Below are 14,637 nucleotides of genomic sequence, written 5' to 3'. Positions count from 1 at the left end.
CGCCCTGTCCCGCCCCTCTGCTCCTCTGAGCAGTGGAGCTCTTACCGATCCGGCCCGCCGGTGCGATGAACAAGACTCTCGTTCCCCCTCAGGATCCCTCCAGTCGCCAGTGGTATCTGGTGGATGCTGAGAACCAGACCCTCGGCCGTCTCGCCAGCGAAGTGGCATCGGTGCTCCGGGGCAAGAACAACCCCAACTTCGCCCCTCACCTTGACGCCGGCGATTTCGTCGTGGTGATCAACGCTGAGAAGGTGAAGGTCAGTGGCAACAAGTTCACGGAGAAGGTCTACCGCCGCCACTCGGGTCGTCCCGGTGGCATGAAGACCGAATCCTTTGCTGCTCTGCAGGCCCGCATCCCTGAGCGGATCATCGAGAAGGCCGTGAAGGGCATGCTCCCCCACAACGCCCTCGGTCGTCAGCTGTTCCGCAAGCTGAAGGTGTACAAGGGTGCTGAGCACCCCCACGCCGCCCAGCAGCCCAAGGCCCTCGCCCTCGATCCCGCCGCTTCCGCCCAATGAGCACCAACACCGTCGTCTACTGGGGAACCGGCCGCCGCAAGACTGCTGTCGCTCGCGTGCGCGTGGTTCCTGGCACCGGCACTGTGACCATCAATGGTCGCCCCGGTGACAACTACCTCAACTACAACCCCGTTTACCTGGCTGCGGTTACCGCTCCTCTCCAGACCCTGGGTCTGGCCAGCGAGTACGACATCCTGGTGAATGTGCGCGGTGGCGGTCTCACCGGCCAGGCCGACGCCATTAAGCAGGGCGCTGCTCGTGCCCTGTGCGAGCTCTCCCCCGAGAACCGCAAGCCCCTCAAGACCGAAGGTCACCTCAGCCGCGATCCCCGCGCCAAGGAGCGTCGTAAGTACGGCCTGAAGAAAGCCCGTAAGGCTCCTCAGTTCTCCAAGCGCTGATTCCGCTTCAGCTCCTCAGCCCCGTATTCGTTATGCCGAAGGCCGAAATCCATCCCACCTGGTATCCCGATGCCAAGGTGATCTGCAACGGAGAGGTGGTGATGACCACCGGCTCCACGTCCCCCGAACTCCACGTGGATGTGTGGAGCGGCAACCACCCCTTCTACACCGGTACCCAGAAGATCCTCGACACCGAGGGTCGTGTGGATCGCTTCATGCGCAAGTACGGCATGGGCGGTGCTGCCGCTGCTGATGCCAAGGACGGCGAGAAGGACGCTTCGGCTAAGGCCTGAGCGCTGGTGTCCTGATCGCTGCAGCCCTGATGCTGTGGTGTTGAGCATGAGCCGGATGCTTCAGGGCATCCGGCTTTTTGCTGTTCACTGCCCGATCGCCTGTTTGTTCCGCGCTCGTTTCCTTCCTGCATGGACGCCTCCTTCCTGAGTGAGCGCCTCGACGCGGCGCGCATCACCTTCGACACGCTTGAGCGGCAGCTGGCAGACCCGGATGTGGCTGCCAACCCAGCCCAGCTCGAGCCGATCGCCCGTGAACGGGCGCGGCTGGAGCCCCTGGTGATGGGGTACGACGAACTGCAGACTCTCCAAGGCCAAGAGCAGCAGGCACGGGAGTTGCTGCGCGAGAGCCGCGGCGATCTCGACCTCGAGGCCCTGGCCCAGGAGGAACTGGCTGAGCTGGCCACCCGCATCAGCGCCCTCGAAGAGCAGCTCACCCTGGCGTTGCTGCCGCGCGATCCCCGCGATGAACGCAGCGTGATGCTGGAGATCCGCGCTGGGGCCGGCGGCGATGAAGCGGCGCTCTGGGCCGGTGATCTGGCCCGGATGTACGAGCGCTACGCCCAGAGTGTGGGCTGGAAGGTGCAGCCGGTGAGTGCCTCCGAGGCCGAACTCGGCGGGTACAAGGAACTGATCCTGGCGATCAAGGGCGATGGCGTGTTCAGCCAGCTGAAGTTTGAAGCCGGTGTGCACCGCGTGCAGCGGGTGCCGGCTACTGAATCCCAGGGCCGGGTGCACACCTCCACCGCCACGGTGGCGGTGATGCCGGAGGCCGATCCGGTGGAGGTGCAGATCGATCCGGGGGATCTGGAGATCAGCACGGCCCGCTCCGGCGGCGCTGGCGGCCAGAACGTGAACAAGGTGGAAACCGCGGTGGATTTGCTCCACAAACCCACGGGTATCCGTGTGTTCTGCACCCAGGAGCGCTCGCAGCTGCAAAACCGCGAACGGGCCCTGGAGATCCTGCGGGCCAAGCTTTATGAGCGGGAGCTGGCGGCCGCCAACGCTGAGGAGCGCTCGGCTCGCCTGGCGCAGGTGGGCACGGGCGACCGCAGCGAAAAGATCCGCACCTACAACTACAAAGACAACCGCACCACCGACCATCGCCTCGGCCGCAACTTCTCCCTGGAGCCGGTCCTGCAGGGGCAGTTGGCGGAGTTGATCGGTGCGTGTGTGTCGGCCGATCAGCGCCGGCAGCTCGAGGAGCTGGCGGAGCAGGCCGGCGGCTGAGGCTGGCTCAGGCTGCGGCGTTGTGGCCGTTGTCGTCCCAACCCTGCACGTATTTGGCCCATTCGTGGTGTTGGCCCCGGGCCATCTGGCGCTGGGCCTCAAACAACGGCCCACTCAGCGGCCGCCTCGGGGGCTGCAGCAACAGCATCCCCGCTTCGCGGGGGGTGCGATTGCCCTTGTGCACGTTGCAGCGCAGGCAGGCGGTGGTCACGTTGTCCCAGCTGTGGCTGCCGCCGCGGCTGCGGGGCATCACATGATCGATCGAGAGCCGCTCGCTCTCGCTGCCGCAGTATTGGCAGCGGTGGCCGTCGCGCTGGAACAGGTTGCGGCGGGTGAGCGGCAGGGCCCGGAACGGCACCCGCACGAATTGGCGCAGCCGGATCACGGTGGGGCGATGCAGGCCAGGCCGCAGCTGCAGATCCGCCGCGTGCTCAAGCCCTTCCGCCTTCCCCTTGAGCACCATCACCGTGGCGCGCCGCCAGCTCGTGATGTTGAGCGGCTCGTAGGAGGCGTTGAGAACCAGCACGTGGCCCATGGGAGTGGCCCCCTGGCAGCCCTGGAATTGCTCGCCATGCTAGGGGCCACGATCCGGAACGCGATGCATCCCCGCTTACGCTTTCCGCGACGCCCCGCCGGATGACAGAAGCCTCCCCGGCCATCAGCCCCTCCGGGCAACCCTGGCCCCATCCGCGCCAGCGGGCCTGGGTGGAGGTGTGTGAAGCAGCGGTGCAGGCCAATGCCCGCAGTCTGCGCCGCTCCCTGGCGCCCGGCTGCAACCTGATGGCCGTGGTGAAGGCCGATGGCTATGGCCATGGTGCGGTGCCGGTAGCACGGGCCGCGGCCGCTGGTGGGGCCAGCAGTTTTGGGGTGGCCACCCTGCAGGAGGGGGTGGAGCTGCGTCAGGCGGGTCTGCGCCAGCCGGTGCTGGTGCTCGGGAACCTCACGCAGCCTGAGGAGTTGCGCGCCTGCCTGCACTGGCAGCTGATGCCCACCCTCAGTGGCATGCGCGAGGCCCTGCTCTGCCAGAACCTGGCGGCGGGCAGCGGCCGGCCGATGGCGGTGCAGCTCAAGCTGGATACAGGCATGGCCCGCCTCGGCGCCCCCTGGCAGGAGGGGCGCCGGATCGTGGAGGCCATCTCCGCCCTGGAAGCGGTGCAGCTGGCTGGGCTCTATTCCCATCTGGCCGATGCCGATGCACCTGGCACGGGCCTCGATCCGCTGACGCGCCAGCAGCAGGAGCGCTTTGAGCAGGTGCTCACGGCGGTGCAGCAGGCCGGTTTGGGCTGCGGCAGCCGCCATCTGGCCAATTCCGCCGGCACCTTGCGCACGGCGCAGCTCCACTACGACATGGTGCGGGTGGGTCTGGCGCTCTATGGCCAGCGGCCGGCGGCTCACCTGGGGGGCAGCCTGGTGCTGCAGCCCGCCATGCAAGTGCGGGCCCGGGTGAGCCTGATCCGGGAGGTACCTGCCGGCACGGGTGTGAGCTATGGGCATCGCTTCACCACCCAGCGGCCCAGCCGCCTGGCGGTGGTGAGCATCGGCTACGCCGATGGCGTGCCGAGGCTGCTCTCCAACCGCCTGCAGGTGCTGCATCAGGGCCGGCGGATTCCCCAGGTGGGGGCGATCACGATGGATCAGCTGGTGCTCGATGCCACCGATGCCCCGCAGCTGGATCAGGGCAGCGTGGTGACGCTGCTGGGCAGCGATGGGGGCGAGCGCATCGATCCCCTGGCGTGGAGCGATCCCTGCGGCACGATCCCCTGGGAAATCCTCTGCGGCTTCAAGCATCGGCTGCCGCGCCTACCCGCTGCTGGGCCGGGCGGCTGATAAGCTCAGCGGGCCGCTGGAGAGGTGGCTGAGTGGTTGAAAGCGGCTCCCTGCTAAGGAGTTACAGGAGGCAACTTCTGTCGAGGGTTCGAATCCCTCCCTCTCCGTTCCAGGTGTGATCCCTGAGCAAAAAGCCCCCTCGAGCAGGGGGCTTTTTGCTGCCGCTCCGCCGTTGCGGTTATGCCGCAAGGAGCTGCCGGCAGAGTTCGGGCAGGAGCTGCGCGTCGCCAGCCCGGGCCTGGCCTTCGCTGAACACCACCAGCAGCATTGGCGCCAGCCCTTCCACTTCCACGTAGGCCGCATCGTGGCGGGCCTGGCTCATCCAGCCGGCCTTGCTCCACAGCCGCGCGCCGCCCGGAAGGCCCTCACCCAGGAAGCCATCCACCTGGTTCTCCGGGTCGGCGCGGCGCTCGCTGAGATCAAGGCTGCGGGCCAGCAGATCGCGCATCCGCTTGCAGGCGGGCGGTGACACCAGGGCACCGGCGATCACCCCATGCAGCAGCCGCGCGCACAGATCGCTGCTGAGGCGGTTGCGGTTCTCCAGGGCCGGTCCATAGAACTGATGCTCACGCCCGTAGGGCTCATCACCCCAGGTTTTCTGGCAGGCATTGCAGCCCTGCCACTCCGGCCAACCCAGCTGTTCACACCATTGGTTCACCAGCTGGCGTTGCAGGCTCCAGCGCCGAAAGGCCGCCTCGGGCAGCTCCGGACCGCTGGTGGTGCCGGTGAGTAGATCCAGCACCAGGCCGGTGGCGTCGTTGCTCGAATCGCGGATCATGTCCGCCAGGGCGCGGCGCAGTTCCGGCGTGTCGTCGATCAACTGGCGTTGCAGCCAGGCTTCGGCGGCCACCAGATAGAGCAGCTTCACTACGCTGGCCGGATAGCGGGCCTGATTCCCCCGCCAACTGGCGCCGGGCGGCTGATCGGCCCAGAAATCGGCCAGATCGCTGCGGGGCGAGGCACTGTCGATCAAGGAGCTGCCATAGCGCACCCAGCTGATCGACACCTGTTCGCTCAACCCCGGGCGGCCATCGGCCTCCAGGGCCGCCAAGCTGGCCTCGAGCTGTTGGGCCATCGCCCCATCCGGGCAGTAGAACGCCATCGCGGCCAAAGGGGGCAATGGCGAGATTAGGGAGGTTGGCCGAAGGCACACCGGTGGCCCTGGAGCTGTTGCAGCTCGGCAGCAGCTGGCGGCTCACGGCGCCTGTGGATCTCACCAGCCATTGGCAGGGGGCCGGCCTGGCCACCCAGGCCGCATCCGGGCGGGTGTTCACCGTGATCGAGCCGTTGCAGCCCGGGCGCCAGCGCCTGCGGGTGCGCCTACGGGAAGACGGCTATCCCGGTTGGCTTGATCCCATGCTGGTGCTGGGCCATGCCCGTGCCTGCCTGCCGCCCCAGCCGCGGCTGTTGGATGCCAGCCAGATCACCGCGGCGCTGCCTGCGGTGCTGGCCTTTGCGGAGCGGGCGCGCCAGCAGCCGAATCACTACTTATGGGGCGGCACGCTCGGGCCGGATTTCGATTGCTCCGGTCTGATTCAGGCCGCCTTCGCCCAGGCCGGCATCTGGGTGCCGCGCGACGCCTATCAGCAGGAGCGCTTCTGCCAGCCCGTGGCCGTGGCGCCAGGCTGCTACAGCCTGCTGCGGCCTGGGGATCTGATCTTCTTCGGGCGGCCGCAGCGCTGCACCCACGTGGGGCTTTATCTGGGAGATGGCCGCTATCTGCACAGCTCCGGCCGTGAGCACGGCCGCAACGGCATCGGCATCGACGGCCTCGATCCGCAGTTGCTGGATCCGGTGAGCGTGCACTACCGCCGCGAACTCCGCGGTGCCGGCCGTGTGATCCGCTGCCACGACGGCAGCACCTTGCCCTGATGGCCATGCTCCTCACGCTGCTGCTGGCCTAGGTTCCAGCCAGCCTCAGCTGCCGGATGAACGCCACGACAGAGCCCGGATCAGCGTTGGCGGGCCAGCCTGAGCTCTCGATTGTGGTGCCTCTTTTTAATGAAGAGGAGAGCCTGCCGCTGCTGGTGGCCCGGTTGCTCGAAGCTTTGCGGCCCCTGGGCCGCAGCTTTGAGCTGGTGCTGGTCGACGACGGCTCCAGCGACGGCACCGCTGCGGTGCTGCGCGAGCTGGCGGCTGCCACCCCGGAGCTGGTGGCGGTGCTGCTGCGCCGCAACTACGGCCAGACCCCGGCCATGTCGGCTGGGTTTGATGTGAGCCGCGGCCGGGTGATCATCACGCTCGATGGGGATCTGCAGAACGATCCGGCTGATATTCCGATGCTGCTGGCGCAGCTTGAGCAGGGGTTTGATCTGGTGAGCGGCTGGCGCCATCAACGCCAGGACAACGCCGTGAGCCGCCTGCTCCCCAGCAAGATTGCCAACCGCCTGATCGCCCGGGTGACCGGCGTGAAGCTCCACGATTACGGCTGCTCCCTCAAGGCCTATCGGCGTGAGCTGGTGGAGGACATGAACCTCTACGGCGAGCTGCATCGCTTCCTGCCGGCGCTGGCCTTCATCGAGGGAGCGCGCATCAGTGAGGTGAAGGTGAACCACAACGCCCGCCAGTTCGGGCAGAGCAAATACGGCATCGATCGCACCTTCCGGGTGCTGATGGATCTGCTCACCGTGTGGTTCATGAAGCGCTTCCTCACCCGGCCGATGTACGTGTTCGGCTTCGGCGGGCTGGTGGGAATCGCGATCGGCTCGGTGCTCAGCGCCTACCTGCTGGTGGAGAAGCTGATGGGAGCTGAGATCGGTAACCGCCCGCTGCTGCTGGTGGCGGTGCTGGCGCTGATCGCGGGGGTGCAGCTGTTCTGCTTCGGCCTGTTGGCGGAGCTGCAGATGCGCACCTATCACGAAAGCCAGGGCCGGCCGATCTACCGGGTGCGTGAAACGTTGCGGGGTGGTTTGGCTACAGCGAGCTGAGCAGTTGCCGCACTGCGGCCGCGGAAGTGGGCCATGGCTTCGGCGGCCAAAGCCGCAACCTGCTGATCGCTATCGCGCAGGCCGCGGCGGATCAGCGGCAGGGCGTCGCGGTGCTGCCAGGCGCTGCACACCGCCAGGGCCTGGCGGCGCGGCTCGCCGCCCTGTTGGAACTGCCGCTCCAGTTGCGCCAGCAGTTGCAGGCGACCTCGCCGGTCGGCGGCGCTGGGCAGCGCAACGCTGAGGCTGTTGTGGCTGCTGGAGTCAGCGCTGCTGGCCGCTTCCCTCTGGCGCGGCAGCACCAGCTCCATCTGGCTGCGGTTGAGGGCCGCCACCGCGGAGGCATCGGTGGAGCGCAGGATCTTCGGGCGCGGCCGCCCGAGCAGCCAGCACGCAGCGATCACGGCGGCGATCGCTGCTCCGGAGAGGGCCTGGGTCATCGGTCTGAACTTTTATGTCGCCCCTTCCGCTGCCAGAGAGCAGCTTTGGAAGAGCTCCTTACAGTGCCGAACGGTAGCTGTATTGGCCCACGCTGATGACCGGAGACTTCGTCGCCGCCTGGATGCCCTCGGTGTTCGTGCCCCTTGTCGGGATCCTCGCTCCTGCGGTGGCCATGGCCCTGCTGTTCAACGTGATCGAAGCCCGCGACTGAGCTGTCGCCGCTTCATCGCCGCCAACCAACTCCCTTTCACCGATGACCGTGACCCCCGTCGCCGACCCCTGCGTCGGCAATCTGGCCACTCCCGTCAACAGCAGCTACTTCAGCCGTGCCTTCCTGAACGCGCTGCCGGCCTATCGCCCTTCCCTCTCTCCGAACCGCCGCGGTTTGGAAGTGGGTATGGCCCATGGCTTCTTCCTCTACGGACCCTTCGCCATCACCGGCCCGCTGCGCGCCACCGAATACGCCAGCACCGCTGGTCTGCTGGCGGCAGTGGGTCTGGTGTCGATCCTCACCGTCTGCCTGTCGCTCTACGGCACCGCTGGCCGCGGCCCCAACGTGCAGCCCGCTGACGCCACCATCGACAACCCTCCCGCCGACCTGTTCACCAAGGCCGGCTGGGCTGAATTCGCCAGCGGCTTCTGGCTCGGCGGTTGCGGCGGCGCTGCCTTCGCCTGGTTCCTCGCAGGCACCACCATCGTGTCTCCCCTGGTGAAGATCGCCGGTGGCGTGTGGAGCGTGGGCTGAGTCAGCCGCTCCTCGAGACTTCCCGCCTTTTTGAACTGCCCCGCCTTGGCGGGGCTTTTTTGTTGGGTTTCCGTAGCGCTTCCTGTCCACCGCTAACGCGGCCCAGCTCCGCGAGCAGCACCGGGAGGTCCACGCTCAACACTGCCAGCACAGGGTTGAGCGGCAGCACAAGGTTGAGCAGCACCACCGCGAGGTGGGGCACAAGCACCAGGGCGAGGTTGCGGCGGTGGCGCCGGGAGGCCTCCAGCGCGATCATCTGCGATCCCGCCAGGGTTGTCAGCGCTTCCGGCCGAAGCATGAGATCAGCGTTTTCGCCGCTGAGTCCGTGCTGCTCATTGAGCAGCTCGATCGAGAGATCGACCTGGGCTAGGCAAAGGGCATCCAGGGCCCCGTTGCCGAGCATGGCCAGCGGCTGCTTCTGGCGCAGCTCGCTGACGACGCGATTGCGCTCATGGGGATTGGCGGCCGTGTAAGTAGCTGTGGCCTGTCGATGTAGCCGGCCAGCGAGGTCTTCGAGCAATTCACTGTGGCTTTCCACCAGCAGATGAAGCTGCCAGCCGGCTCGTTGCAGCTGGCGCAAGCCCTTGACCAGGTGGCGTGAGAGCTCCATTTCAAAGCCCACCGCTCCGAGCACCTGCCCCTGGTGCACGAGATACAGAAGAGTCTCCGAAGCTGAGGTAATCAGCTCGGCCGGCGCCTGCAGCCTCAGATGCTGGAGCATCGATTGGCCACCGAACTGATAGGTGTTGCCCTTGATGCGGCCCTCAACCCCATGGACGCCCAGTGGTCGGAGACCCTCCACCACTGCCGGCAGGAGGTCTTCCTCCTCAAGGAGGCCACGGAGCGGGTGGAGGCCATGCGGTTTCTGATGGCAGCGGAAGCCGGCCACGGCCTGGATGAGTTCGTCGCGGCTGATCTGAAATGGCAGGGGGTAGATGCCGCCGATGTGCCACTGGCTGGTGCTGAGCACAACGGACTCACTCACCAGCAGCTGCTGGCAGTGGGCCAGGGCGTCGATCGCCTCAGCTCGTCGTAACACCAGGCCTTGCCAGAGCAGATCGCGCTGGGCATCCCCGTAGGTGAGAGAGGCAGAAAGCTGCCAATCGCTGGCTGGATCGAACTGCATCAGGGCGCCGGCGCTGCCATGGGGGCCCACCACCAGCAGGGCAGCTCCGGCGATCAACAGGTAGGGCACCGAGGCCTGATGCCAGCGTTCGGCATCGCGAAGCAGGGATGGCTTGGATGTGCGCGCGGCCTCCAGTTGTGCTTTGTGGAGCAGCCGTTGCAGGAGCCTGAGTTCAGGATCCTGCATGGAGGCGCACACCAGCCGAACCTGCAGCTGGCCCTCGATCACGATGGTTCCAAACGGCAGTTGCTGGAAGGCACGGGCGCTGAGCAAACGCGGGTCACCATCGCGCCAGCGCGTGCTCACCAGCGCTTGGCCATCCACGACCAGGCCATGGGCCGGCAATGGATCACCGGGGCCGAGCAGCAGTCGATCTCCGGCTGCGAGACCCTCGAAGGGTTGGTGCTGCCAGCTTCCATCGATCTGCTGCACGGCAAAGCTGAGATCTGTCAGCCGGCCCTGCAGTTGCTTCTGAAAGGCCTCCGCGAAGCCAGGCGAAGGTGTCCAGGCCTTGAACACCTTGCCGGCGGTTTCCAGGGTCCATTCCAGTAACACCGCCACGGGGCTGGCCTGCAGCAACAGGCTGCTGAACCAGAACAGATCAAGCCAGCTGCCAGCCAGTTGCCGTTGCCCCAGGCTGCGTAGGCAGCGCGCAGCCAGAGGCAGGTAACAGAGCCCAATGAACAGCAACAGTCCTGGCCAGGCGGGTAGGCCGAGCACGCCGACCCCTGCCAAAAGCCCGGTGGTGCCTGTGAGGTGCCAGAGGGCTGTACTGGAGGCCCGTGGCATGAACGCCAGAGCCTGGTCGTGCTCGTGCCGCAGGGCCAGGTGCAGCAGGGCCTGAAGCTGACGGCGCCGCAGGCTGCGTTGGCAGCTGTGCACGATCACCAGGCTGCCCGCCAGGATGTTGACCCGGATCGCTTGTACCCAGCTCAGGTGCAGGCTGGCGTTGATCAGGCGCTGCTGCAGCGATCCGTTGTGCAGGAGTGCATCACTGCTGAGCCGCAGTCGCCGTGGCAGCACCTGCCGCACCCTCCAGGGTTCGCCGCTGGGTGCCAGAACGATGTGATCGCCGGCTTGCAGCACATCCATGGGTTCAGCCTGGGGAGGAGGCCTGGGCGTGAGGCGTGTCGTGGCTCACCCAGCCTGGCAAGCTCGCGCACCGCATCAATCTCGTTAAAGTTTGCGGGTTCCGTCAGCAGTGATGTGGCCTCAGTGCGGCGCTTGCGCCCTCCTGGTGCCGAATGCATCGCCGGCTGATCCCAATCCCCCAAGGAGGAGGTGCCCGTGAGTCACAGTTGTTCCATGCAGGGTCTGCTGATCGCGGAGAACGCCGGCTGATTACGGCGCCTGATTCCTAGATCATTCGGTTCCGCGCCAGAGCGGACCCGGCGAGAGCCCCCGGAGAGCCAGCGTCAGCTGTGCCCTCCGGGGGCATCGTTTTGGCAGAGCTCCAGGCCGTTGTCCCAGCGGCGGCAGCTCCAGCCGGCGGCGCGGGCTTCACGCAGGAGCTCTTGCTGGCGTGCCTGCGAGGAGCCCCAGCCGGGATCCTTCGGGTTGAGCAGCAGGGCATCGAGCTGCTCGAGCCGGGTGCGGTCGCGGCGGGTGCGGGGGAAGCTCACCTGCTGGCGCTGGCTCAGCTGGGGCACCAGATAGCTGGTGGTGCTCAGGCGTGCCTCGGGCGGCACGGCCGCGATCGCTTCCTGGAGGGCGGGTCGCTGATCCACACGCTCCAGGTAGGGGCCGGTGAAGAACCACGGTTTGGCTAAGGCCGCCCAGCACACCACGCTCCAGCTGAAGCTCCGCCAGGGCATCGGTTGGCGGGGTTGTAGGGCGAGACCATCGATGGCGGCAACCACAGCGATCACGGCTACCGGCAGGCTGTAGTGGTGCACGAGGGTGCGCTGAGGAGCCTCCTCGGAAAGCACATTCACCAGCACGAGCGGGATGGCACCCGCCAGCACCGGTAGCGACACCTTCCGCCAGAACGGTGCGACCGCCACGCTGATGAGCAGCAGATACAGCAGGCCGCTGGCCCAGTCCACATGCTTGAGCAGCAGATCGGGCCGGGTGAGCATGTTGAGCAGCACCTGATCGAGGCTGTCGCCCAGATAGGAGAAGAGCTTGCCCGCCGCCTTGGGCCCGGCATCACTCCCCTTGAGCAGCGGGTAGAGCCAACGGTTGAGCAGCGCCAGCCAGCCCAGCGCCAGGCCGATCGCGGCGCCGGCCCAGATCCAGCGGCGCCGCAGCGCCTGCTCTAGGCCCAGGCCCGCCACCACCAGCACCAGACCATCGCGGCAGCCGAGCAGCAGCAGCAGCAGGCCAAACCAGAGCCAGGGTCGCTCGGCGCGGCTGGCCCAGTAGCAACCGGCCAGGGCCGGCATCACCCACACCTCGGGGTGAAAGTCGAAGAGGTTGGCGTTGAACACCACCGGCTGCAGCCACCACAGGCCGCAGGCCAGCCAGCAGAGCTTCGGGCTGAGGCCGGCCTGGCGGCCCACCCACCAGATCGGCAGGGCCGTGAAGCTGAGCGCGGCGGCCTGGCTGGCCAACAACCACTGCACGCTGCTCAGCAGCCTGTAGGGCAGGGCCGCGCCATAGAGGGCCCAGGCGCCGTGGTCCGCCAGGATGTGAACCCCCTCCATGGAAGAGATCGGCGGCAGGCCGCGGCTCACCAGCCAGATCCACTGATCGAACAGGCCGAGGTCGTAGGCGTTGCTCTGCAGGAGGGCATGGCGCGCCGCCGCGCAGATCCACAACAACAACGCAATCGCCCCACTGGTGAGTAGGAGATTGCGGGGCGGCAGGCTTCGGCTGTCGGGCATGGCGGATGCTCAGGCGCCGAGCTTCCCATAGGCTGCCGGCCCTGGCCATGGATGGCGGTGGGCGTGCGGGCGAAGCTGGCGGAGCTGATGCGCTACGGCGGTGTGGGGGTGCTGGCCGCAGCGATCCATGCGCTGGTGTTGCTTGGTGGCGAGTGGCTGGGCTGGCCCCTGGCGCTGGCCAACCTGCTGGGGTTTCTGCTGGCTTCGGTGTGGGGCTATCTGGCCCATGCCCTGTTCACCTTCCGTGAACACACCGGTGGCAGCACCTTTCCGCGGCGCTGGCTGCTGATCCAAACGAGCCTCAACGTGCTGGTGAGCTTGTTGTTGCCCGGTTGGCTGGGGGCCTGGGCTCGCAGTGCCGGCGGCACGTTGGTGATGGTGTTCACCCCCACCGCGATCAACTATGTGATTTGGTCGCTGGCGGCCCGCCACAGCCGCGCCCGGCGCGACCGCTCTCCCGCCGCGGGCCCGTTGCAGTTTCACGCCGATGATCTCGGCCTGCATCCGGCGGTGAACGCCACGATCCTGGAGCTCTGCGATGCGGGCGCCCTTGATTCCGCCAGCGTGCTGGTGGCCGGCCCGGCGGCAGCAGCGGCGGCCGAGGCCTGCGCGCGGCGGCCGAATCTTGAGCTGGCGCTTCACCTCTGCCTGAGCGAGGGGCCGCCGGCGGCGGATCCGGCTCGGATCCCGGCGTTGCTCGATGATCGGGGCCGCCTGGCCCTTGGATTTGGGCGTTTGTTGCTGCTCGGCTGTCTGCCGCCTTGGTGTCCGCCCCGGCGGCGGATCGAGGCCCAGCTGGCCCTGGAGCTTCAGGCCCAGATCCAGCGCTTTCAGGAGCTCTTCCCCACGCGACCCCTGCGGTTGGATGGTCACCAGCACGTGCACCTCACGCCGCTGGTGTGGCGCCAGTTGCGTCAGTTGCCGCCACACCAGCGGCCGGTCTGGATCCGCAGCCTGCGTGAACCCTGGCCCTGGCGCGGCATTCCCCTGGCGCTGTGGTGGCAGGGCTGGTTGGGCCTCGGGCCGATCAAGTGGCTCCTGCTCCGCCTGCTCAACAGCGGCCGCGCTGACGAGCTGGCCCGCCGCGGCATCGCCACCAATGCCGGCTTCTGCGGAGTGCTGTTCACCGGCCGGATCGATGCGGCGGTGATCGCGGCGGCCCAGCGCCAGCTGCGCCGCTGCGGCGGCGTGGTGCTGGCTCATCCGGCCGACGGCTCGCTTGCTGAAGTGGCTGAGCTTGAGGCCTACCCCCTCTCGCGCCGTTTCTACGCCTCCCCCTGGCGCGCGCGGGAAGCCGAGGTGCTGATGCGCCGCACCAGATAAGGCGGCCGGCGCTTGCTTTCCTCAAAGATGCGGCCGATGTATTCCCCGAGGATGCCGATGCCGATCAGCTGCACGCCGCCGAGGAACAGCACCGCCACGATCAGGGAGGCGTAGCCCGGCACATCGATGCCGTGCAACAGCGTGCTGATCACCAGGACCAGTGCATACACCAGGCTGATCAGGGAGATCACCGTGCCCACCGCGATCCAGATGCGCAGGGGCAGCACCGAGAAGCTGAAGATGCCATCGAGGGCATAGCTGAACAGCCGCCGAGCGTTCCAGGTGGTGGCCCCGCTGCTGCGCTGGGGGCGGTCGTAGCTGATGTCCACGCTGCGAAAGCCTGTCCAGGGAAACAGGGCTTTGGAGAAGCGGGTGCCCTCGCGCATGTCGGTGAGGGCGCGCACCACTGGCTGGCTGAGCAGCCGGAAATCACCGGCACCATCCACCAGCTGCACCGAATCGGTGAGGCGGTTGAACAGTGAATAGAAGCCGGAGGCGCTGAGGATCTTGAGGGTGGATTCCTGATCGGCGGCGCTGCGGATCGCCGTCACCATCTCGGCGCCCTCCTGCCAGTGGCGCACCATTGCGGGGATCAGTTCAGGCGGGTGCTGCAGGTCGGCATCGATCAGCACCACCGCGTCGCAGCGGCCGCGGGCCTGATCGAGGCCGGCGAGCATGGCGGCCTCTTTGCCGAAGTTGCGGGTGAGCTCGATCAGGCTGATCGGCAGGGCTGTGGGTTGATCCCGGCGGGCCTCGATCGCGGCGCGGATCACGGCGGCCGTGTTGTCGCTCGAACCGTCGTCGATCAGCAGAAGCTGCTCCGCCACGCCCAGCGCCTCGATCGCCTGGATGAACGCTCCGATCCCGACCGCTTCGTTGAAGCAGGCGGCGACCACCCAGAGGCTGGGCGGCGATGCGGCGCTCGAGGGCGGGGTCATCCGGCAGGCCCGATCGCCCGGGCGTGAGTGCTACCCAATCAGCAAAGCATCT

16 protein-coding genes and 1 tRNA gene are annotated in these 14,637 nt (G+C 67.3%); 11 read left to right on the top strand and 6 right to left on the bottom strand.

All coding sequences use genetic code 11. The annotated features are described in order from the left end of the window. Window positions 1-65: 65 nt before the first annotated feature. From rplM to prfA, 4 genes are all read left to right on the top strand, one after another. Window positions 66-518, top strand: coding sequence for a 50S ribosomal protein L13 (rplM, locus tag H9532_RS02545; RefSeq protein ID WP_296365526.1), 453 nt, complete (start codon window positions 66-68; stop codon window positions 516-518). Further along, window positions 515-916 carry a 30S ribosomal protein S9 gene (gene rpsI / locus H9532_RS02540; protein WP_296365524.1) on the top strand — a complete coding sequence of 134 codons (402 nt, stop codon included), beginning with the start codon at window positions 515-517 and terminating at the stop codon, window positions 914-916. The genes rplM and rpsI overlap by 4 nt, the downstream gene beginning before the upstream one ends. 32 nt (window positions 917-948) lie before the next feature. Continuing rightward, window positions 949-1,209, top strand: a complete 261-nt coding sequence (rpmE, locus tag H9532_RS02535; RefSeq protein WP_296365522.1) for a 50S ribosomal protein L31 — start codon at window positions 949-951, stop codon at window positions 1,207-1,209. Window positions 1,210-1,338: 129 nt separating this feature from the next. Beyond that, window positions 1,339-2,436, top strand: a complete 1,098-nt coding sequence (prfA, locus tag H9532_RS02530; RefSeq protein ID WP_296365520.1) for a peptide chain release factor 1 — start codon at window positions 1,339-1,341, stop codon at window positions 2,434-2,436. A gap of 7 nt (window positions 2,437-2,443) precedes the next feature. Here prfA and H9532_RS02525 read toward each other — a convergent pair whose 3' ends face one another. Continuing rightward, window positions 2,444-2,971, bottom strand: a complete 528-nt coding sequence (locus H9532_RS02525) for an HNH endonuclease (RefSeq protein WP_296365518.1) — start codon at window positions 2,969-2,971, stop codon at window positions 2,444-2,446. A 101-nt stretch (window positions 2,972-3,072) separates the two neighbouring features. Between H9532_RS02525 and alr the strand changes: the two genes are divergently transcribed. Further along, window positions 3,073-4,263 carry an alanine racemase gene (gene alr, locus H9532_RS02520; protein ID WP_296365515.1) on the top strand — a complete coding sequence of 397 codons (1,191 nt, stop codon included), beginning with the start codon at window positions 3,073-3,075 and terminating at the stop codon, window positions 4,261-4,263. Between the two features lie 18 nt (window positions 4,264-4,281). Next, a tRNA-Ser gene (locus H9532_RS02515) sits at window positions 4,282-4,370 on the top strand. 71 nt (window positions 4,371-4,441) lie between these two features. On the opposite strand, the gene H9532_RS02510 is transcribed toward H9532_RS02515, so the two are convergent. Further along, window positions 4,442-5,365: a serine hydrolase gene (locus H9532_RS02510; RefSeq protein ID WP_296365513.1), complete on the bottom strand. Its 924-nt coding sequence runs from the start codon at window positions 5,363-5,365 to the stop codon at window positions 4,442-4,444. A 17-nt stretch (window positions 5,366-5,382) separates the two neighbouring features. Between H9532_RS02510 and H9532_RS02505 the strand changes: the two genes are divergently transcribed. Together H9532_RS02505 and H9532_RS02500 are read left to right on the top strand one after the other, a co-directional pair. Further along, a complete protein-coding gene (locus H9532_RS02505; RefSeq protein ID WP_296365511.1) occupies window positions 5,383-6,135 on the top strand; it encodes a C40 family peptidase in 753 nt (250 codons plus the stop codon). Between the two features lie 56 nt (window positions 6,136-6,191). After that, complete coding sequence (locus H9532_RS02500; protein WP_296365509.1) at window positions 6,192-7,190, top strand: glycosyltransferase family 2 protein; 999 nt, start codon at window positions 6,192-6,194, stop codon at window positions 7,188-7,190. Here the strand turns inward: H9532_RS02500 and H9532_RS02495 are convergent. Beyond that, the gene (locus H9532_RS02495; protein WP_296365506.1) at window positions 7,142-7,627 is read right to left on the bottom strand and encodes a HEAT repeat domain-containing protein; all 486 of its coding nucleotides are present in this window, start codon (window positions 7,625-7,627) and stop codon (window positions 7,142-7,144) included. The genes H9532_RS02500 and H9532_RS02495 overlap by 49 nt on opposite strands. Window positions 7,628-7,722: 95 nt before the next feature. On the opposite strand from H9532_RS02495, the gene H9532_RS02490 reads away from it, so the two are divergent. Both H9532_RS02490 and H9532_RS02485 read left to right on the top strand, forming a co-directional pair. Continuing rightward, a complete protein-coding gene (locus H9532_RS02490) occupies window positions 7,723-7,839 on the top strand; it encodes a photosystem I reaction center subunit VIII (RefSeq protein WP_010315023.1) in 117 nt (38 codons plus the stop codon). Between the two features lie 42 nt (window positions 7,840-7,881). Then, the gene (locus H9532_RS02485; RefSeq protein WP_296365502.1) at window positions 7,882-8,373 is read left to right on the top strand and encodes a photosystem I reaction center subunit XI; all 492 of its coding nucleotides are present in this window, start codon (window positions 7,882-7,884) and stop codon (window positions 8,371-8,373) included. Between the two features lies 1 nt (window position 8,374). Here the strand turns inward: H9532_RS02485 and H9532_RS02480 are convergent, their stop codons facing one another. Both H9532_RS02480 and H9532_RS02475 read right to left on the bottom strand, forming a co-directional pair. Next, a complete protein-coding gene (locus H9532_RS02480; protein WP_296365501.1) occupies window positions 8,375-10,591 on the bottom strand; it encodes a hypothetical protein in 2,217 nt (738 codons plus the stop codon). Between the two features lie 323 nt (window positions 10,592-10,914). Further along, entirely contained in the window at window positions 10,915-12,324 is a 1,410-nt protein-coding gene (locus H9532_RS02475; protein ID WP_296365499.1) for a DUF2079 domain-containing protein, read from the bottom strand. A 57-nt stretch (window positions 12,325-12,381) separates the two neighbouring features. Between H9532_RS02475 and H9532_RS02470 the strand changes: the two genes are divergently transcribed. After that, window positions 12,382-13,647: a ChbG/HpnK family deacetylase gene (locus tag H9532_RS02470; protein ID WP_296365497.1), complete on the top strand. Its 1,266-nt coding sequence runs from the start codon at window positions 12,382-12,384 to the stop codon at window positions 13,645-13,647. Here the strand turns inward: H9532_RS02470 and H9532_RS02465 are convergent. Then, on the bottom strand, window positions 13,590-14,585 hold the full coding sequence (locus H9532_RS02465) for a glycosyltransferase family 2 protein (RefSeq protein ID WP_296365494.1): 996 nt from the start codon (window positions 14,583-14,585) through the stop codon (window positions 13,590-13,592). The genes H9532_RS02470 and H9532_RS02465 overlap by 58 nt on opposite strands. Window positions 14,586-14,637 lie beyond the last annotated feature (52 nt).

Source organism: Vulcanococcus sp. Clear-D1, from assembly GCF_014654725.1.
Taxonomy (GTDB): Bacteria; Cyanobacteriota; Cyanobacteriia; order PCC-6307; family Cyanobiaceae; genus Vulcanococcus.
The sequence above is the reverse complement of the archived record's forward strand: the minus strand, read 5'-3'. Positions and strand labels throughout refer to the sequence as shown.